The 21,032-nt window shown below is 50.5% G+C and carries 15 protein-coding genes; 9 read left to right on the top strand and 6 right to left on the bottom strand.

Annotated elements, in window-relative coordinates; genetic code table 11:
- The first annotated feature begins 1 nt into the window (after window position 1).
- Window positions 2-1,297, top strand: coding sequence for a hypothetical protein (locus ACO0K4_RS06345; protein WP_422955774.1), 1,296 nt, complete (start codon window positions 2-4; stop codon window positions 1,295-1,297).
- 329 nt (window positions 1,298-1,626) lie between these two features.
- Window positions 1,627-2,922 carry an acetamidase/formamidase family protein gene (locus ACO0K4_RS06350; protein ID WP_422955775.1) on the top strand — a complete coding sequence of 432 codons (1,296 nt, stop codon included), beginning with the start codon at window positions 1,627-1,629 and terminating at the stop codon, window positions 2,920-2,922.
- 170 nt (window positions 2,923-3,092) lie between these two features.
- Here ACO0K4_RS06350 and ACO0K4_RS06355 read toward each other — a convergent pair whose 3' ends face one another.
- The gene (locus tag ACO0K4_RS06355) at window positions 3,093-4,214 is read right to left on the bottom strand and encodes a hypothetical protein (RefSeq protein WP_422955776.1); all 1,122 of its coding nucleotides are present in this window, start codon (window positions 4,212-4,214) and stop codon (window positions 3,093-3,095) included.
- Window positions 4,215-4,359: 145 nt separating this feature from the next.
- On the opposite strand from ACO0K4_RS06355, the gene ACO0K4_RS06360 reads away from it, so the two are divergent.
- The 5 genes from ACO0K4_RS06360 to rapZ all read left to right on the top strand — a co-directional run bounded on the left by ACO0K4_RS06360 (window position 4,360) and on the right by rapZ (window position 9,339).
- Entirely contained in the window at window positions 4,360-5,046 is a 687-nt protein-coding gene (locus ACO0K4_RS06360) for a response regulator transcription factor (RefSeq protein ID WP_422955777.1), read from the top strand.
- Window positions 5,043-6,476 carry an ATP-binding protein gene (locus ACO0K4_RS06365; RefSeq protein WP_422955778.1) on the top strand — a complete coding sequence of 478 codons (1,434 nt, stop codon included), beginning with the start codon at window positions 5,043-5,045 and terminating at the stop codon, window positions 6,474-6,476. Before ACO0K4_RS06360 ends, ACO0K4_RS06365 begins: the two co-directional genes overlap by 4 nt.
- Window positions 6,477-6,803: 327 nt before the next feature.
- Window positions 6,804-7,277: a PTS sugar transporter subunit IIA gene (locus tag ACO0K4_RS06370; protein WP_422955779.1), complete on the top strand. Its 474-nt coding sequence runs from the start codon at window positions 6,804-6,806 to the stop codon at window positions 7,275-7,277.
- A gap of 115 nt (window positions 7,278-7,392) precedes the next feature.
- Window positions 7,393-8,337 (top strand): HPr(Ser) kinase/phosphatase, encoded by a 945-nt coding sequence (gene hprK, locus ACO0K4_RS06375; RefSeq protein WP_422955780.1) that lies wholly within the window; start codon window positions 7,393-7,395, stop codon window positions 8,335-8,337.
- 138 nt (window positions 8,338-8,475) lie between these two features.
- Window positions 8,476-9,339, top strand: a complete 864-nt coding sequence (gene rapZ, locus ACO0K4_RS06380; protein ID WP_422955781.1) for an RNase adapter RapZ — start codon at window positions 8,476-8,478, stop codon at window positions 9,337-9,339.
- Window positions 9,340-9,548: 209 nt separating this feature from the next.
- Here rapZ and ACO0K4_RS06385 read toward each other — a convergent pair whose 3' ends face one another.
- The 5 genes from ACO0K4_RS06385 to mutY form a co-directional block, all read right to left on the bottom strand.
- Window positions 9,549-11,468, bottom strand: a complete 1,920-nt coding sequence (locus ACO0K4_RS06385) for a diguanylate cyclase (protein WP_422955782.1) — start codon at window positions 11,466-11,468, stop codon at window positions 9,549-9,551.
- Between the two features lie 191 nt (window positions 11,469-11,659).
- On the bottom strand, window positions 11,660-12,823 hold the full coding sequence (locus tag ACO0K4_RS06390; protein WP_422955783.1) for an ABC transporter permease: 1,164 nt from the start codon (window positions 12,821-12,823) through the stop codon (window positions 11,660-11,662).
- Entirely contained in the window at window positions 12,820-13,635 is an 816-nt protein-coding gene (locus ACO0K4_RS06395; protein ID WP_422955784.1) for an ATP-binding cassette domain-containing protein, read from the bottom strand. Before ACO0K4_RS06395 ends, ACO0K4_RS06390 begins: the two co-directional genes overlap by 4 nt.
- Complete coding sequence (locus ACO0K4_RS06400) at window positions 13,632-15,140, bottom strand: alpha/beta hydrolase (protein ID WP_422955785.1); 1,509 nt, start codon at window positions 15,138-15,140, stop codon at window positions 13,632-13,634. Before ACO0K4_RS06400 ends, ACO0K4_RS06395 begins: the two co-directional genes overlap by 4 nt.
- A gap of 388 nt (window positions 15,141-15,528) precedes the next feature.
- Complete coding sequence (gene mutY / locus ACO0K4_RS06405; protein WP_422955786.1) at window positions 15,529-16,653, bottom strand: A/G-specific adenine glycosylase; 1,125 nt, start codon at window positions 16,651-16,653, stop codon at window positions 15,529-15,531.
- 648 nt (window positions 16,654-17,301) lie between these two features.
- Between mutY and rpoD the strand changes: the two genes are divergently transcribed.
- Window positions 17,302-20,016, top strand: a complete 2,715-nt coding sequence (rpoD, locus tag ACO0K4_RS06410) for an RNA polymerase sigma factor RpoD (RefSeq protein ID WP_422955871.1) — start codon at window positions 17,302-17,304, stop codon at window positions 20,014-20,016.
- Between the two features lie 271 nt (window positions 20,017-20,287).
- The gene (locus tag ACO0K4_RS06415) at window positions 20,288-21,022 is read left to right on the top strand and encodes a substrate-binding periplasmic protein (RefSeq protein ID WP_422955787.1); all 735 of its coding nucleotides are present in this window, start codon (window positions 20,288-20,290) and stop codon (window positions 21,020-21,022) included.
- Window positions 21,023-21,032 lie beyond the last annotated feature (10 nt).

A 21,032-nucleotide genomic window follows, 5' to 3' on the forward strand; every position in this document is an offset into this window, starting at 1 on the left:
AATGCATTTTTCTTTTTCATTCCGCGCCCCAAGACCTGTATCGATATTGGGTATGATCGTCGCCATCGCGATCCAGACCGGTAACGCCGTTGCAGACGGTGTTCAATGGACTGGCCAGGTCAGGGGTTTGGTATCCGCACAATCGGACAGCATGTACAGCCCATTGACTCTGGCCGGACAACTCGCCCCCGGCTTGATCCCCGCCTCCGTCAATACCGCAGCGTTGGAGACAGAACTACACCTCAGTAATCGTCATCTGTCGGTCATCGCTACGGTACAGGGCCGGATTGATGATATTGCGCAGACCAATACCAGTGCGTCATCCATCTGGGTAAATGAGCTGGTGAACAGCATTGACCGAGGCCCCTGGCAATTCAGTGCAGGCAAAAAAATTGTTGGCTGGGACGTCGCTTATGGCTTCCGCCCCAATGACGTGGTTCAGCAAGAAAAACGCCGCTCGCTCATCAGCACGACAGTGATTGGCCGGCCACTATTGATGGCGGAGTATTTCAATGCCGATACCGCAGCTTCTTTCGTCTGGGTCAATCCCCTGCGATCCCGCGACACCATCAGCAATAACGCAGACATCGCCGAAGAGCAGGCGCTTGCAACACGGCTCTACTATCGCGCCGGCAGTCTCGATCTGCATGCATTTACACGCCTGGGTCAGCACACGGGAGCTAGTGTCGGCGCCGCCGCTGCATGGGTCGCAACAGAGTCTCTGGAACTTCATACGTCTTTACGCTATCTGCAACGCAGCCCCGTCAGTACCGTCGAAGTGGAAAACAGTCCGATACAGCATAGCTCTCCCTGGAGTAGCAGTGTAAAAAAAAATGTGGGTCAAGCCCTCCTGGGCGGAACCTGGACCAGCGAAAATCAGCATAGCTTTTTGCTCGAAGCCTGGTGGGATGGCAGCGCGCTGTCCGGCCAGCAATGGCGCGCGTGGACCAGGAAGAATCAGCAACTGCGTAGCAGCATCAATACCTTGCCACAACTCAGCCGCGAAATCGCTTATAACCTGGCATGGCAAAGTCAGCCTTTGTCCAGCAGCGCAAATCTGCGGCGCAATAATGTCTTCGCACGCTGGAGCTGGCAGACCTCGACCTGGCAACCCGCGATTGACCTACTCTGGACGCCCGAAGATGGCGGGCGCATTGCGACAGCCTCACTCGGCTGGCAGGGCGACCAGTGGCGTATCGATGGCGGTTTCCGTCAATATGGCGGCCCGTCCACCGCCGTGCTGGCACAATTACCGGCACGGCAAACGGCCTACGCCTCCGCCAGCTGGTCGTATTGAAATACAACTGGAGCGATCAGGGAGCGAATGTTTACGGCCCCTGTTTCAAAGCGCATTCATGAACGCCTTGCGTATCTGACGACCGTATTTAATAGAAACGACATAGGCACCGGTTGACCTGTCATGGCGTGACAAGATGCCATAGTACTTTCTGCCAAACTAAATTCATCCATAAAACTTTCTTTACCAGAGCCAAGACTGACGTCGCCGTCACCTATTCCTAGGATATGCAGCTTGGCAGCATTAATTCGCAGTTGGTCGCATTTAACGAGACTTGTTTTAGCATTGCTTTACAGTACACCGCATATTCTTTTGTGATTGGAAAAAGCATGATGTTGCGAACCGCGATGTTGTTGATATACCTGATGCCCGGATGGGTGCTGGCGGCAGGAGAGGAACAATGGCTATTGCAGCTCGATCTCTGGGGTAACATTTCTTACCAGGCCATGACTCTGAAAGCAGCGGGCAATACCATCAGCGGTCAAATCGATGGTGACAGAATGACTGGCACCCTCAGCGCGGGCCATATCAGCTTTGCCGTGATCGACAAGGACAAGGCCAGCTATACCTACAGCGGCACGGTGACGCAGGATGCGATGCAGGGAGTGGGCGATTTTCCCGATACGAATAATCCGCAGGCCAGGGCTAGCCATACCTTTAGTGCCCGCCGCTTGCCTGAACGCCCGGCGGGACCGGCGCGTGTCTACGACTTCCAGCCTAAGGATTATTCGAATGAATTCAGCCCGCATCGCTTGCCGGTGCTGACGGTCTGGCCCGGTGATACGGTGCATACCAAGACCATCGATTCTGGCGGTGTGGATGAACATGGCATGACCAAAGCTCTGTATGGTAACCCGCAGACCGGACCATTTTATGTGGCTACGGCAGAGCCGGGTGACACCCTGGTGATCCACCTTAAGCGTCTGCGCCTGAACCGCGATTATGCCGATAGCCTGGATAGTATCGTTGATCGGGCAATGGCCCCTGGTCTGGCAGCTAAAGCAGGTGAGCTTGGCAAGCCCATACGCTGGAAGATCGACCGTGAACGTGGCTTGGCCAGCCCGGAAAAGCCGACAGCAGGCTTGCAATCGTTCAGCCTGCCGGTCCGGCCCATGCTGGGTGGCCTGGCAGTCGCGCCTGGCAATGATTCACCGCCCATTTCAACCGGCGACACCGGCCGTTTTGGTGGCAATATGGATTTCAATGAAGTGGTAGAGGGCAATACCGTCTACCTGACGGTGCAGCAACCGGGTGCCTTGCTTTACTTGGGTGACGCCCATGCCTTGCAAGGTGATGGCGAGACTTCACAATATGCGCTGGAAACCTCCATGGAGGTAGAATTTACCGTTGATGTCATCAAAGGTAAGTCAGTTGCATCACCCCGGGTAGAGTCCCCAACGCAGATCATGGTGCTGGGGCAGGCCGGTTCACTGGATGATGCCCTGCGTGCAGCCATCAGCGGCATGGTGCAGTGGCTGCAACAGGATTACGGACTCAGCCTGTCTGAATGCGCCCAGATACTTGGTAGTGCCATTCATTTCAGTATTCCAAATCTGGCGGGACGCAGCGTCGGCGTAGCCGCCAAAATCGACAAGACCGTACTGGCAACTTTGCGTCGTCAATAAATCAGGTGCAAGCGATACATGATCATGTATGCTAGACCTAACCCCAAGATTATCTAACCAGAGGACACGCTGATTGACGAAGCCTATCTCATCAATGCCCTAGCCTCCTAAGCAGAACGGCAATTTGTCGCCGTCCCGGTGGAAGTCATCTAGAAAGTTGATAGCAACAATTACAGCGCACTTATGAAAGCCTTGCGTATCTGACGACCACATTTGACGGAAGCGACATAGGCACCGGTTGACCTGTCGTGGCGCGACAGGATGCCGTAGTATTTTCTGTCAGGCGATACCCAGGGGTAAAAACCCCATTTTCCGGGACTGGAATAGGCGTCAATACTGCCCTTGCCCTGTTCAGATTCTACCCAGTGGTTATATGAATACGTCCAGGGTTCGTTCAGCAACTGGATCGGGGAATACACTACCTTGCCGGGACAGGCAGATGCCAGTGCGCAAACAGCCTGATCACCAAGATAGCGGCCGATTTCCAGTTCCTGTTTCATGATTTTTTTCAGGAATAGGGAATAATCGGTCGCCGTACCCAACATGCCACCCGCCATCAGCGGGTCTAGCGGTGCCATATTAAAGCCCTTGCTCAGACCTATGGTATTTTGATATTCGGTATCAAGCTGGGCGGCAGTGAAATTGCCCAGCCCCAGATCCACGCTGGCCAGCTTCTGATCATGTCCGCTGTCATAATCAAACAGGTTGACAGTCGTCGGATCAGGCTGGCTGGTCTTGCCGCTGGTGCCGTCCATGCCAGCAATAAAGCAGCTATTGATACTGAGTTTTCCTGTGCACGCTTCTTCATCAAAGCCGGTATAACCGGACATAAAACGCAGACCATTACTAAGTGAGGTATTGCTGCGCACCTGGTCTATACCCTTCTTTTCCAGCACATAGGCACCAAAAATCCATTTCGATGCAGAGGCGATATTGAAATACGTTGTGGCCGTAACGCTGCCTGCACCTTGCGAACCGGATACCACAGGCGTGCTATCCGTCGCATTACCGATTTCCCAGTAAAAATCCCCAAGCTTATCAACGCTGCACAGCGGGTCGGTGCTGGCGGCAGTTTTGGCGGCGGCAATCGCAGCAGTAATCCTGGAGTTAGTATTTCCGGTGCTGGTGCCGGTTGTTGTTCCAGTCGTGCCTATATTGTTTGTAGTACTCGACGCTGCCGGTGGCGTGGTGGCATCTGTACTACCGGATCCGCCTCCACAAGCACTGAGCAGACTGCTGGCGGCGGTAATCGTAGAAACAGTCAACACGATAGAAAAAGAGGGATAGTGCATAGTCATCTCCAGTAACGACAAAGCGTGAGTGAAATCTTGTGGTTACTGTAAACAGCAATTCTGTAATTTTGATGGAAGTCATCCTGAGGAGATTCGCTATGGCAAAATGAAGGCACATTATTTGTTACCACTTGTTTCAACATCCATGATTTCAGCAATTCACGTTCTGTTTGTCGAAGACGATCCTATGATCGCGCGCACCTTAAGTATGGGCTTGCGATATGAGGGTTTTGTGCTCAGTCATGCAGCCAGCGTGGCCGCGGCTATGCAACTACTGCAACAACAAACATTTGAATTACTCTTGCTGGATGTGGGCTTGCCTGACGGTGATGGGATAGCTTTGTGTCAGCAATTGCGGGGCCTGCATCCTACTACGCCGATATTGATGCTATCCGCCAGAACGGATGAAAGCGCAGTAGTTGCCAGCATAGAAGGCGGGGCGGACGATTACATCCGCAAACCCTGCGGGCTGCGTGAACTCAGTGCGCGTATGCGACGTTTGCTAGAACGTCGCCAGCCTACCGCCTTAAACAGGCCAGTGATCAGTTTTGACAGCATTCAGATGGATATTCAGCGCCGTACGGCGAGTGTCGCCGGTACCTTACTGCAATTGGGTAAGAAAGAATATGAGGTGCTGATGCTACTGGTGCAGGCCAATGGTGATGCCATTACCCGCGAACAGATACTGAATCAGTTTGAAGACAACAACGCTATTTACGACCGTACCATCGATTCTCATCTCAGCCATTTACGTCGTAAATTAAAAGATGCCGGTGCCATCGAACGTATCGTTGCCATCTACGGCGTGGGCTACAAACTGGAGTCAGCATGAGTCGTCCTCTTTGGTTACGTTTTTTGGTAATCAGTGTATTTTTTTCCGTGCTACTGAGCCTGCTGTATCTGTGGATGATCAGGGAGGTAACGACGCGACCGGGAGATGAAGTCCAGCGCAGTATGTATCTGTTTATCGCGCGCATTGTCGAAGGAGATAATTATGCAGAGGGTCTGCGGCGAGTACAGACATATCGCAGTGAATCGCCGGCAATCTCACTGGAAATGTGGGTCGTCAATACGGACAATCAGGTGCTGGCAAGTAGTGTGAAAGATGCACCGCCCGCCAGCATACTGGAACGTAAAAAACCTGACCTCATCCATCAGGTGCTGACCCGGGGGCGCTTCTTTTCAGGTAGTGCGGCATCCGGCATCGTGCGCCTGCAATCAGCGGAACCGGCTTACCTTCTGGTGAACAATCCGGGTACACTGGCCCGAGGTGCGGTTTTGACGATGGGAATCCTGTTTGTGGTGACGTTAGTTACCGCTATTTTGCTGGGATTATTATTACTGACTCTGTATTTGCGCGGACGCTCTGCCGAAGCACGGCAGGTGATACACAGCATAGAAGCAGGTGACCTGACAGCTAGGTTCACCTCAGGTCGGCTGGATGCTATAGGTGGCCTGATGCAGCATTTTAATACCATGGCCGACGAAATACAGCGGCTGGTAATCCAGTTACAGACGAATGAAAAAACACGACGGGAATTACTACAGGAGCTAGGGCATGATTTGCGCACGCCACTAACAAGTTTACGTACGGCAATTGATACGATCGCCGTACATGGCGAAAGCATGGAGCAGCAGGAGCGCCAGGATTTTTTTAATGTCATTACGAGCGAACTGGATTATTTCACCCGCCTGATCGACGATCTGATTTTTATCGCACATATTGATGAGCCCCGTTATCGCAACCTGGCTCATCTGGCTAGCCGTCTGGATTTATTCGAATTGTTGAAAACCGAAACTAGCCATTCACTGCACGCACAGCAGCAGGCAGAGCGGCCGATTACTTTCGAATTACAGTTAAGTGCCGCCTGCGCTCATGCTTGCCACATCAATGGTGATGCCTATCTGATCACCAGGTTGTTGCACAATGTGTTTGATAATGCGGCCAGATATGCACAAAGCCGGGTACGCATACGATTGCAGCCGGTTGCCGATACGCTGGAGCTGATCGTTGAAGATGACGGCCCCGGGTTGTCCGCCGATGGCATTGCCCGCTTTGGACAAAGGCGAGATACGCGACTGATGTTTGCTGGTTTACCGAGCAGACAGACCGGCATTTCCTTAGGTTTAGGCTCAGTCATCATCAAGACGATTATCGAGCTGCACGGCGGTGATTACGAGATCAGTAACGGCGAGGCACCTCAAGATTTCCCCGGTGCCCGCCTGAGACTGGTTTTTCCTACGCGCCCGTCAGACTCTTAGCCGATTAAGCGAGTTTGCGTATTTATCTGCCCGACAGGATCACCGTGTCGCTTAGTAAATTTGCTTCATTGAATCAGGCCAGACCTCGTTTTACCAGGCTAAGTGACTTCATAAATGAATCAAAATTTGAAGATAAATAAACATAAAAACCATCAAAATTTCATAAAAATAAGAGGTTATTGTGTATTTATTACATTTTCAGCAGATATTTTGTGGTTTCTGTTTCTCGCTCCCTGGAGGTTTACGCAGACGGTGAAAAGAAGCCTATAATTTGTCAGCTTTGCGCCGTGCGCCGGGCATTTCCCGCTGTAACACTGATCTTGTGTCATGACAAATATTGCAAAAATACTGCCTCTTGCTAACGTCCTTCTGGATCTTGAAGTTTCCAGTAAAAAAAGAGCCTTCGAACAAGCTGGCTTGTTATTTGAAAACAACTGCAGCATTGCCCGCTCTACGGTCTCCGATAATCTGTTCGCCCGCGAACGTTTAGGATCAACTGGTCTGGGTCATGGCGTCGCGATTCCACACGGTCGCATCAAAGGTCTTAAAGCACCAATTGCTGCGTTTGTACGTCTGGCAGAACCTATTCCTTTCGAATCTCCCGATGGTGAGCCGGTTAGCATTTTGATTTTTCTTCTGATGCCCGACAATGTCACACAACAGCATCTGGAAATCTTATCTGAAATTGCCGAAATGCTTTCTAACGAAAGCTTCCGCGACACCTTGAATACGGAACCCGGTGCAGGAGCGATTTATGAAAAAATCGTCACCTGGCAACCGAATCCCGAGTCAGTATCCTGATGAGTAGCGGCTGGCGCAGTGATGCTTGTTTCGGACGGACGATATAAGTCCCCTGCGCGCCTCATCACCATTGATCGCATCCCCCACTATTTCTCATCAGATTGTGTAAGCCGCCATGCCATTACTGACCGAACTGACTATACAAAAAATCTTCGACGACAATCGTGATGCAATGCAGTTGGGATGGTTTGCCGGTTTCTCTGGCGGTGACAAACAAATTACCGGCGATGCAACCTCATCTGCGGATCAGGTTGGCCATCTGAACTTTATTCACCCGGGACGTATCCAGGTGCTAGGTCATCAGGAGCTCGCTTACTATCATCGCCTGTCTACCGTTTCACGCGGCAATTTGATCAAAGAACTGATTGCCGGTGCGCCACCAGCTCTGATCGTAGCGCAAGGCTTAGAAACACCGCAAGCGATTCTGACCGCTTGTGACGATCACAATATTCCACTGTTCTCTACACCGCTGCCATCTGCGCAGGTCATCGATTTTTTACGCGTCTATCTATCCAAAAAACTCGCACAGCGCACCACGATGCACGGCGTATTTATGGACGTACTCGGCGTCGGCGTCCTGATCACGGGAGAATCGGGTTTAGGTAAAAGTGAATTGGGGCTGGAGCTGATTTCACGTAGTCATGGTCTGGTCGCTGATGATGCCGTCGAATTCTCGCGAATCGCGCCAAACATGATTGAAGGTCGCTGTCCTGACTTGTTACAAAATCTGCTGGAAGTACGCGGCCTGGGCTTACTCGATATCAAGGCAATTTTTGGTGAGACCGCAGTGCGTCGCAAGATGCGTCTGAAACTCATCGTGCATCTGGTCAAACGCAGCACATTGGAAGAACATTACGAACGCTTGCCGATTGATTCGCAGAGTCAGGAAGTGCTGGGCCTGCCGATACGCAAAGTTGTCATCCCGGTCGCTGCCGGTCGCAATATCGCGGTGCTCTTAGAGGCAGCAGTACGTAATACGATTTTGCAATTACGCGGCATCAATACTCTGGACGAGTTCATGGAACGCCAGCGACGTGCAATGAACGAAGATGCGGAATAAGTGGCAAAATAAGGTCTGGTACTTTTTTCCTTATTCTCGTTCTACATCATCAGTGTTCAGGCTGCAGCAACAACGGCACTCGTCATGCAGAAACGCCATTAAACGCTCTTATCGTTTTCATCGTTCTCATTCCACATCATGCGCATATTACTGATCTCAGGTATTTCCGGTTCCGGCAAATCAGTGGCACTGAATGTTGTCGAGGATGCGGGCTTTTATTGTGTCGACAACCTGCCACCCAGCCTGCTACCGGAGCTGGTCAAAACACTGATCAGCGAAGGCATCCAATCTGCCGCGATGGCAATCGACTCGCGTAGCGCACATCTGTTGACCAGCTTACCAGACACGGTGCAGACCTTGCGTGCAGAAGGTCACGAAGTCAAAATTCTGTTTTTAACCGCCAGCACCGAATCACTGGTCGCCCGTTTCTCTGAGACGCGCCGCAGTCATCCTTTATCACACCGGCTGCAAAAAGATCAGCCCATGGGTGATCGCCTGAGCCTGACCGAATGCATACAGGAAGAACGTGAAATTCTGGCGACGATACAATTCCTTGCCCATGTCATCGACACCTCCAATCTAAGTGCCAACAAACTACGTGAGTGGGTCAAAAATATCATTCAGATTCAGCACTCACCGCTGACGCTGATGTTTGAATCCTTCGCATTTAAAATCGGTGTCCCGCTGGATGCAGATTTTGTATTCGACGTCAGGATGCTGCCGAATCCCTACTACGACCTGCAACTGCGTCCGCTGACAGGGCGCGATCAGCCTGTGATTCACTTTTTGGATGAGCAGGCGATGGTGCAGGAGTTGTATCGCGACATCCAGCAATTCATCGAGAAGTGGCTGCCAAATTTCAAACACGACAACCGCAGCTATCTGACCGTTGCGATTGGCTGTACCGGAGGCCAGCATCGCTCGGTATTTATGGTGGAAAAACTGGCCGAATATTTTGAAGATAAAGAGCAGGTATTAGTCCGGCACCGGCGTCTGGGTTAATTCCGTCGTCAAGATAGCAATATTACATACCCCACCCTGTATGTTTTCATACGGCTTTAAAAGAAAGCGGGTTAAGGCATATTTTTTAAAAAATAAGGGGAGTATTGGTAATCGCAATATCTTCGACGGCCTCATTTAAGCGGTCTGGCGAGAAAAAACTCAATGACGTACCAGGATCACCCGTCATGTCATTTGATTGTTAACAGACCCTAGACTTCTTTGGCGATTTCGATACGGTTACGGCCATTTTCTTTCGCCCTGTACAGCGCCATATCACTGCGAGATAACACCGCATCCGCACTGGCATCATTGACGCTCATGGCGGCAACACCGACGCTCACAGTGATGACGATCAGCTTGTCATCAACCAGCAAGGGTGTATCGGCAATCTGCTGTTGAACACGCCGGGCAAAAATAGCTGCTTCGTTGATGGATACATCAGACAAAATGACGGCAAACTCCTCTCCGCCAACTCGCCCGACCATATCGTTATTACGTAATTGGGCGGACAGAATTCCGGCAAAATGCTTTAGTACCAGATCCCCGACGGCATGACCGTGACTATCGTTGATTATTTTAAAGTGATCGAGGTCGCACATCAGAATCGCCGTGCGGGTACTGGCAATCCGCTTGATCCGTGCCAGCTCTTCCTCCATACGCCCCATGAAGTAACGACGATTCGGTAGCTGCGTCAAAAAATCGATGGCCGCGAATTCTTTCAGTTCAATTTCAATCCGCTTGCGTTCGGTCACATCACTGATAAAACCGTGCCATAGCGTACTCCCGTCAACCAGGCGACGTGGCTGCGCGCTGCCATAGCACCAGCGCAATCCCTGACGCGGCAAGATCACACGGTATTCCAGTTGCCAGGGAGTCAAATGCACGGCAGACATCTCCAGAGAACTGCGGTAATTCGTTAAATCTTCAGGATGAATACGCTGATACAGCAAGGACATATCGCTGGCAACCTGTTCCGGCATGAGTTCATAAATCTGCTCCACACCTTCACTGACATAAGAAAAAAATGACACTCCGCCAGGCAATAAGCGATGCTGATAAACCAGTCCGGGAATTTCATTCGTCAATGAGGTAATGAGATCAACGCTTTGTTGCAAACGATCTGAAATCGCCCGTATCGCACTGATATCAGTGGTCGTACCGATCATGCGTAATGGCGTGCCATGCGCGTCGCGGCTCACGACTTTGCCACGGCTAGATATCCATTTATAACTACCATCTTTGCAGCGAATGCGGTGATCGACTTCGTAGCTGTCCGTTTTCTGATCGAAGTGATTTTGTATCGCAGTTCGTACAAAATCCAGATCATCGGGATGCAAGCGGTGATAACTTTCTTCGATTTTATTCGACAAGATATCGCTATCGGCATAACCCAATATCGCTTTCCAGCCTGAGGAGTACCGGATTTCGTTCTTGCTGATATCACGGTCCCAGATACCTGTCCCGCTCCCCTCAATCGCCTGTGCAATGCGGTATTTGCTGGCCTCGCTTTCAGCCAGTTTTTTTTCAGCTTGCGCCAGCCGGAGATTCGCCTGTTCTCGCTCTATCGCTATCGCAGTCAGATGGATGAGTTCGTCAACGCCTTGGACACGTTCGGCAGGCAGCGCAATATCCTGATCATGATCCCGGTTATACAAAACAAAAATTCCCGCCAGACTCCCGTCGACAAGGCGGACAGGTGCAATCAATCCGGGATAAAGCCCATGCGCAGAAGCATGGTCATAGAAGTGACGCCTGATACGATCAGCAGAAGTATTCCTGGCGGTCTGGCTATCAATACGCTGCACATTAATCCATAATTGTGGATCGATACTCAGTGCCGTCACCGAGTCCAGATAAGCGCGCTCCAATGCGGATGCAGCGCCGACTTCCATACCGCCAGTATCCTGATCGATGAGATAGACGGCACAGCAAGTAAGAGGGAGCCAGCGTTCACATTCCGATGCGATACCACGCAGGATTTCGCCCAGCGATACACCGCGGGCGATACTGGCAATCAACATGGAATGAGAGGAATGCGGGGCGTTTGACACACATGCGTCCCGCACGACGATAGCAGCCTGGGAGGCATGAGCGCTATCTACTGGAATCTGATCTGATGTCATAGTCATAGCAATAGTCGTAAGCAAGTCGCATTCAGCAGCCGGCATAATGAAAAAGTCACAACATCAACAATCTGAATCCAGAGTATCACAAGCTTTAAAAATTTACCTGCCTGTCACACAGGCCAACATATAGCCTGTATCCGCAGCCAGGGTGCAAAACTCATTTCACCTGATCCCGGGTTCGACGTCTGAGCAACTCAACTCATGACGACTCTGCGCATTTTTTGCGCCACATAGGCCAGGCTTACGGCAGTCATACCAGTACATACCAGTAACGCAGTGGTCACCGCTACCACGCTGACGGTTTCGCCTTTCAGAACCTGATTCATCATCTGATTTTGTGCCAGTACAGGAACCCATTGGAACCAGGCGGGCTCACGTCCGGGAAAAATAATCGGCATCAGCGTAATCATCGGTACAAACATACTGATCATCTGATTACGGACTTGCGCCTCTTTATACCCTTTACAATCGAGCGCAATCGCAATCTGAATTGCCGCAAGGCTGGCGGCAAGCGGCAGCAATACCCACAAAAATCCGAGCGCATCATGAATCCCAAACTGAAATTCAGCACGCAGTGTCTCGTTGCGTATCAGCCATTGCGACGGGAAAAAACTAAAAATAGTCAGTACCACGACGCCCATACTCACTGCCGCGACCGCCCCCCACTTGCCAACGGCCAGTTGCCAGCCAGAGACGGGGTTCATCATCAGCGGCTCCAGCGAACCACGTTCGCGTTCGCCCGCGGTGGTGTCGATTGCGGCATACATGCCACCCAGAACAATCGCCATCAATACCATCATCGGCAACATCGTTGTGATCGTGGCCTTGCGTTCGTCTGCACTTTGCAAATGATGCTCCTTCACTTCCATCAATTGCAAAATTTCTGGCGACACACCACGCATCATCAGGCTTAGGGACGCATTCTCCTGCGAATAGCCATCGAGTATCCGTTTCAATGGCCGCAAGCCAAATTCGGCCTGACGGTTCGAGGTATCGTAGGCAATCACCAGAGTGACTTTTTCACCGGCAGATAACTTCTCCTGAAAATGCTCCGGGATTAATAAGACAGGCTGATCAATTTCTTTGTTTCTGGATTTAGCTTCATAGTCAGCGGGGGCCTGTTTGATCTGATACCCCTGGCGAAGAATAAAATTCTCCAGCGTAGGCGCATGCTGCATACCGACCACCAATACGCTGCGCTTTTCCTCCTGCGACTCTACCTGAGAGAGTACGACTGAAAAAATAAACAAAATCAAAGGTACGCCGAGCAATGATCCAAGCAGAGCAACCAGCAAAGTGCGGCGATCGCGCAAGGCATCCTTAATCTCTTTACGAAAAATAGCAAACATAGCGTTCATCCATTGCCTCCTGTGATGGTTGTGGCTGGAGTCAAAAATGCCAGTTTGACGAATGCATCTTCAAAATTCGGTTCAGCCGCGTGTTGCAATAATTCGGATACCGTACCACTCGCCACATTACGTCCCTGTGCAACGATCACGACCTGATCGCAGAGACGCTCAACTTCTTGCATGATATGCGTAGAAAAAATAATACATTTTCCGCCACCCTCCGGTGACCTGAGCCAGCGCAAAAACTCACGCAAAGCGCGGGTAGCAACGACATCCAGTCCGTTAGTCGGCTCATCGAGAATAATATTTTTAGGGTCATGAATCAAGGCACGTGCCAGCGCTGTTTTCATCCGCTCGCCCTGACTGAAGCCTTCGGTACGCCGGTCCAGCAAGGCATGCATGTCCAGCCAATGTGCAAGCTGATGCGTGCGTTGCTCGATCAGGCCGTGTTCCATACCATGCAAGCTGCCGTAATACTGAATATTTTCCCGCGCAGTCAACCGTGGGTATAAGCCGCGGGCATCTGATAACACCCCCATTGTTGATTGCGTTCCCTGCTGACCCGCTTTGACTTGAACGCCATCCACCGTGATGTCACCACGATCCGGCGCCAGTAACGAGGCAATCATCCGTAGACTGGTTGTTTTGCCCGCACCATTCGCCCCGAGCAAACCAGTAATCGCACCGTCTTCAGCGCGAAAACTTACACCATCAACAGCCTTCACCGATTCTTGTTGTCGCTTGCCAAAATTCAGATTGAGCTTAAATACCGGTTTGCCCTGACGGATAAAAGCCTTATGTAAATCGTTCACGATAATCATGGCTTGACTCCCGATTGTGTCGCAGAGGAGGTGTCAGGCGTGCTGGCTGCGCCAGTCACAGACTTCGCTTTGGGCAGTTGCCATGCCAGCGGTCGCGGAATCTGACGGACACAAGTCGCATCCACTTTGAGCGCATCGACATCTTCTTTTGCATTCAGATAGCGATACACGACATCCCGGACACAACCTTGCGTCAGCAAGCCATGTCCGGCGTTATCAATACTCAGATGCCGCGCATTAGCTCCCAGCGCTTTCGCAACGCTCTCGCCGTGGCGGGTTGGTGTGACAGGATCAATCCCCCCGCTCAGCAACAAGACGGGTGTCGGGCTGACAGGGACCGTATAAAAACCTGCCGGAATAGCTGCATGCGGCCAGGCACTGCAAACGGATTCATACAGTTGTTCCATGGCTTTTTCAAAATCATCGGCAGCAGACTTACTGGCTGGCCGGCCAAATGCTTCACCACACCAGACAGAGAAATGCATACCGTAAGCGATACCTACCGGCGAGGGCAATCCGAAGGAGCCGCTGAGTGTGACTAGCGGCGAGTAATTCCCTTGCTCGGCCTGCGTCAGTGCATATGGCAAAGCCGATACGCTGGTCGGAGCATATAAGGTTTTATGCACCATCCCCAATAACATATCCTGCGTCACCGTTGCAGAAACCGTCGATCCCAAACGGGGATGGATAAACGATGTTTTCTGCGGTAGGCTGGCTAATAATTTTTTCCAGCGCAGCGCCAGATCAGGATATGCCGCGTTACAGGCACTATCTTTAGCGCAATAAGTAAAGAGTCCATCAAGTCCCTTCTGGGCATCTTCCGCCGGAAGGCGCATATCCGGCGGTACCACGCCATCAATCACCATACGCTTCACCGATTGAGGATATTGACGTAAAAATTCCAGACCAGCACGGGTGCCGTAAGAGGCGCCAACCAGATTGATCTTGCCGTAGCCCTGATGTAATCGCACAGCTTCTAAATCCTGTACTGCGATACTGGTACTGAAATACCGCAAATCTCCGTAAGGCAGTGCTTGCAGGTTTTTCATGCAGCTCAGCGTTAATTGCAGTGATTGTTCTTTGCTGATTAATTCACTGCCGTTTTCTAATTCAGGGCATCGCAAAGGTGCGCTACGCCCGGTGCCGCGCTGATCGACAAAGACCAGATCACGGCGACGGTTCAGGCGTCCCAATACAAGCTGCCCCCAGGACGCGACGTTGATCGCACTCTGACCGGGACCACCGGCTAAAACAAAGACGGCATCAGATAATTTATTTTTATCTTGCGATGGCACCACAACAAAATGAACATCGATTTTCTTCCCGTCTGGTTGTGCGGGATCAAGCGGTCGCTGTATCTGTCCGCACTGCACTTCCTGGGGAAAATCCGGAATCCGGCATGGCTTGGTCGCCGCCTGCTTGGTTGCTGCTTGTACTGCCAGAGAAACACTCAGGCTCAATGCCAGACTCATGCCAGCCATTCTGACGATATTAGTGAAAAACAAATCCGTCTCCTTTTAATAAATTTTTCTGCAACGTCATCGGATCTTGCCAGTTTTATTCTTTGTGATGCAAACCTGCGACGGAACACTGCCTCATGCGACGAACCAACCTAAATCGACGACTAAAATAATCAATCAGGACTTAAGCAATACGACAAATTGTTTATCAATAACCATATTGAATCCGCAGGCTGGATGCGGCTTGCAGAGGTTTTTCGCGCCAGAAGGCTTACGCTGCTTGCGGACTCGTTTGGGTTTAATATTTCATACAGACGCTTACTCCTGCCTTTTCTCCGTGTCTCCATGTCTCTGTGGTGAGAGGCATTAGTTTTTTGTGTAAGTCCATCAATATTCAATGACCCGACCACAGTCACCTCTCCGGCATCCGGTATCACATCGACAGCAAATATTTTTTCACAGGTGCGGGTAATGCAGCCTGTTCTACCTGCGCCATATCAAGCCAGACCCAGCGTAATTCAGCGACTTGCGAACTGAGGTGAGCCACATTAAATTGCAACACAGACGCGTGTAGCTTGAAATGGGTAAATCCATGCGAAAACCCTGGCAATTGCTGAATTCCTTCGATATCACCAAAGCGAGCAGCATAATTTTTTGCCGCCAGGCTTTGCTCAGGCAAATCATGCGCCTCGTCAGCGGACATATCAGGATCACGCTCCTGCATACCATCCAGCTCTGGCAAAGATAGCAAGCCGCCCCAGATGCCGCTATCAGGCCGCTGCTCTAATAACACCTTGCTCTGATACCGCAATACCAGCATCAGCGTATGTTTTTCCCTGGATTCTTTTTTTGGTTTACGTGTTGGCAGTTCGACGGTGCGCTGTTCTGCATAAGCCACGCAACGCTCCTGCATTGGACAGCGTCCGCACGAAGGACTACTACGCGTACATAAAGTCGCTCCCATATCCATCAATCCCTGGGTATAGGATTCGATATCCGTCTCCGGCAACAGCGCCCGCGCCCGCAACCACATATCGTCTTCAATTTTCTTCATTCCGGGATAACCGGCAATACCAAAAACCCGGGCGAATACGCGTTTGACATTCCCATCCAGAATTGCCGCACGGGTGCCATAAGAAAATGCCGCAACCGCTGCTGCGGTCGATCGTCCTATACCTGGCAGTTGCTGTAATAGCTGAGGGTCGGCAGGGAAGCGTCCCGCGTAGAGCGCAACGACTTGCTTGGCACATTGATGCAAATTGCGCGCGCGGGTGTAATAACCAAGCCCGCTCCAATGCGCCATCACGTCCTCTGACGCTGCCTCAGCGAGCGCAAAAACATTAGGGAAGCTATCAAGAAAACGCTGATAGTAGGGAATCACTGCCGCTACCTGAGTTTGCTGCAACATGATTTCAGAGAGCCAGACACGATAGGCGTCGCTGGTATTCTGCCAAGGCAGCTCGTGACGCCCGTATTGTTTTTGCCATTGAATTAATGCAGCAGAAAAACTGGGATCGGCATACGCAGATTCTGGCAACGCACTAACTGCATGGTTCAAGGAGACTGCTTTTGCGGTGCCGAACTTAATAGGCCTTGCTGCATCACTCTTCGCCACACTTGTTTTGGAGGTGCTTGATTTCATTAAACACAAACAGAAAAGAAAGTGCATTAAGTATAAAGGTAATTTTGTCAATTGGATGACAGAAATACCCGAGATTCCCGCCTCAATCCCGCAAGCTAAGAATCAATTCAGCATTCTATTAAGATGAATTTTTACCATCGGATTCCACTGCAAAATTCAAACGCGGATAAGCACCGGACTAGCGCAAAAAATGTGCAACTTAACTTGCAAAGAAAGCCGAAGCCTAGGATAATCGCGTCCTCTGTTCATCCTTGAATAAAGATGAAGAAAGCCCGCTTTCACCAGCGGGCTTTTTTCATCTTTGATTGAGGGACGCTCGCTGATTGGCTTTCAAGCTCCCTACGCGTATTAATTTGTTGCCGTACTAGATTTCGTTACATGAAAAATAATTCAACTGACTCCACTGGCTTACCTCTTCAAAAAAGCGCATCAACTCTTACTCTTGGCATTAAAAAACGTCTGAGCATAGGAACGACAGAAGCTAAAGAACCCGCTCACTCTGCGATCGAAGCAAAAACAATTGCGGTGCAAGCTGTCGTGCATGAGCAAATCATGGCAGATGCGATGCCCGTTGTATCTGCTCAGGTTACCGTCATCACCAAACGCCGGTCCAAGCTCGCCCCCGTGCTGACGCCAGCCCTGCAATCCGAACCGGAATCCCCGGCAGACACCGAGCTTGACACGCCAGTAATGCTGAGCGAAAAACGCACAGAGACGCAGCCAGAAATAAGCACTGAAAAACAGGCAGAAGAAGCGGCAAAAGAATCAATAAAAGAAACCGTACAAGAGACTGTACAAGAAACTGTACAAAAAACAGCGCAAGAACAGTTAACAGAAATCGCCGCAGCGGAAGTCGCGTGGTCAGGAGTTTCTCCCAGTACAGAGACCGCAGCAGATCCGGTCAAACAGGAAATCCTTTCGCCGGTGTCGGCGAAAGCGGCAGAAAGTGAATTCACTGATTACACCGTTGGCAGTGTTAACAATGTCGCAGCACCGGTTGTTGTCGTGAAAAAATCGAGTTCACGCTTAAGTAAAAAATTGATCGTAACGCCTGAAACCAACGCGGTATCGCCCGCGTCTTCTGTTTCAGTTTCAGCACCATCGGCTGCAGCAAACATCATACAAAGCACGACGCAAAGCGAGCCAGAGCACATTGAATCCAGCACCGTCACTAAACGTGCACCTCGCGTCTGGAAACAAGAAGCGGCGCCGGTTGTCAAAGTCAATGTCGCGACTGTGGATACCTCCGCTTACGTATTGCCAATGGTGAGAGAAGCCGCCAAACGCGGACGCAAGCCAAGTGAATTCCAGTTTGAAAATGACGAAATCCGCGCGCTGAATGCAGTGGAGTCTGCCGAACTGAAATCCGTTGCCAGAGCCAAGGCGAGAAAAGCATCAACAGGTACGGCAAGTGCAACATCCGCCGAACAATTGGAGCAATATCGTAAAAAGCTGACCAAGCTAATACAGATCGGTAAGGACCGTGGTTATCTGACGCATGCAGAAATCAATGACCATTTACCGGAAAACGTCTCCGATCCTGAAATGGTACAAGGCATCATCAGCACACTCAACGATATGGGCGTCGCTGTGTATGACCAGGCACCGGATGCCACGATGCTGCTGCTGACTGACAGCGTCGTGACGGCAGTCAGCGATGATGAAGCCGAAGCTACCGCGGCGGCGGCACTATCAACCGTCGATGCTGATTTTGGCCGCACTACCGACCCGGTACGTATGTATATGCGCGAAATGGGTGGCGTCGAATTATTAACCCGCAGCGGTGAAATCGAGATTGCTAAACGCATCGAAGACGGTTTGAAAGATATGCTGCAAGCCATCTCGGCCAGCCCAAGTACGATTGCAGAAATGCTGGCGATCGCCGACAAGATCGCTAAGGATGACATCAAGATTGATGACATCATTGATGGTCTGATCGATCCTGACGCCAAGGAGGATAGCAGCCTGACCAGTATCGCTGCGGCTCAGGATGATAGCGATGAAGCAGATGAAGAAGACGAAGAGGATGCCGTCAGTGCAGACGCTGTCAGTGAAGAGCAATTATTGCAATTAAAAAATGCGGCACTGCTCAAATTTGCCGTCATCGGCCGCCAGTTTGAAAAGATGCGCGAACTGGAATCTAAAGAAGGCTATCAATCGTCCAATTATGTAAAAGCGCAAGAGCGTATTTCGCAAGAGTTGCTGGGCATACGTTTTACCGTAAAGACGACAGAAAAATTATGCGATACCTTACGCAAGCAAATGGCAGAGCTGCGTCAGATCGAGAAAAAAATGCAGGATTTGCTGATCAATAAATGCGGCATGCCACGCCCGCATTTCATCGCTAAATTCCCTGGCAATGAAACCAATGCTATATGGTTGAGTAACGAGATCGACAGCAATCAGGCATATAGCGCGGCCCTGCAACGCCATATCCATGCAGCGAATGAGTTGCAGCAGAAGTTCGTCGCACTGGAAGAAAAAGTATCCATGCCACTCAGCGATTTGCGCAAGACCAATAAGCAAATGGTGGCAGGCGAAAAACGTGCGGCAGATGCCAAGCGTGCCATGACTGAGGCTAATTTACGACTGGTGATTTCGATTGCAAAGAAATATGTGAATCGCGGACTGCAATTCCTTGATCTGATTCAGGAAGGTAATATCGGCTTACTCAAAGCCGTTGATAAATTTGAATATCGTCGTGGTTATAAATTCTCGACCTATGCGACTTGGTGGATACGTCAGGCGATTTCACGGGCGATTGCCGATCAGGCCAGAACCATCCGAGTCCCTGTGCATATGATAGAGACAATCAATAAGATGAACCGTATCAAGCGTCAGTTGATGCAAGAAAGCGGTGTAGAACCTGATCCGGCAATCATTGCGAAGAAGATGGAAATATCTGAAAGCAAAATCCGTGAAATCATGAAGATCGCCAAAGAGCCGGTGTCCATGGATACGCCTATCGGTGACGACGGCGACTCTCAGCTCGGCGATTTCATTGAGGATAGTCACACTTTGTCGCCAATGGCTGCGGCAATGCAGGCCTCTGTTCAGGAAAAGTTGAAAGAGGTACTGGACTCACTCAGCCCGCGCGAAGCAAAAGTATTACGTATGCGCTTTGGTCTGGAAATGGTCAGCGACTATACACTGGAAGAAGTCGGTAAACAATTTGAAGTGACGAGGGAGCGAATACGTCAGATTGAAGCGAAGGCAATGAAAAAATTGCGCCACCCTTCTCGCTCGGACCAATTGAAGAGTTTGCTGGAAAATCACTAATTATGGAAACCAACTCACGCCAGATAAGACTGCGCGTGAGTTGGCTTGGCGGATATTCTGCACATTTATGTACGATCTTTGATATCAACAGCATCGCTTAGCAGAAGTCAAATACTCGCATAGCGCTGTGAGCGGTATTTTAGACAAGCCCTCGTTGCAAAATCGTATTGATTTATACGATATAAACGACATTCCGGCTTGCAAGACACGAGAGCTTTATTTAGCATCAACGCTATCAGTATTTTCCTCAGAACTGCCGATGCAGTCTCCCATGAACAAAGCTTTTTTTGCCGGCACCTTCCTCAGTCTGAGTCTTGCATCGGCCTATGCGCAAGACCCTGTTTATCTGATTTATTCAGACCGCATCCCCTATACAGAAACCAGCAAAAACGGGGATGTTCAAGGGGTTATTGCAGATCCGGTTAAACAAGTTTTTCGGCGGGCAAATATCGACTACCAGTGGAGAAATGTACCGATCAACCGGCAGTTGCAACTCATAGAAAACAATCAGGAAAAAGCCTGTCTGGTTGGCTTTTTTAAAAACCCTCAGCGCGCATTGCAAGGTAAATTTACCCGTGCCATCTATCAGGACGGGCCGACCATCGCTGTCGTTGCCAGCGATAATCCACAACTGGGTGACATCAGGACAATCGACGATCTGCTCAGTAACCAAAAGCTGATTTTACTTAATAAATCCAGTTATTCTTACGGTGCACAGGTTGATAAAAAAATTAAGCAATGGGATCCAACGATAGAGTTGACCACCGCCGACAATCTGCATTTGTTTCAGATGATTTCGTACCGCCGTGCAGATTACTTTTTTCTGACGCTCGACGAGGCCATGCAGTTAGTAGGGCGATTCGAGCTTAATCCCAATGCGTACCGCTACCTGTCTTTTCCGGAGTTAGGTCCAGGCAATCAGCGCCACATATGGTGTACCAGGCAAGTCAGTGATACGACCATCGAAAAACTGAACAAAGAAATTGAAAAGCTCACCAATAAATAATTGGTGAGCT

It is taken from the genome of Undibacterium sp. RuTC16W (assembly GCF_049339445.1).
Lineage (GTDB): Bacteria > Pseudomonadota > Gammaproteobacteria > Burkholderiales > Burkholderiaceae_D > Undibacterium.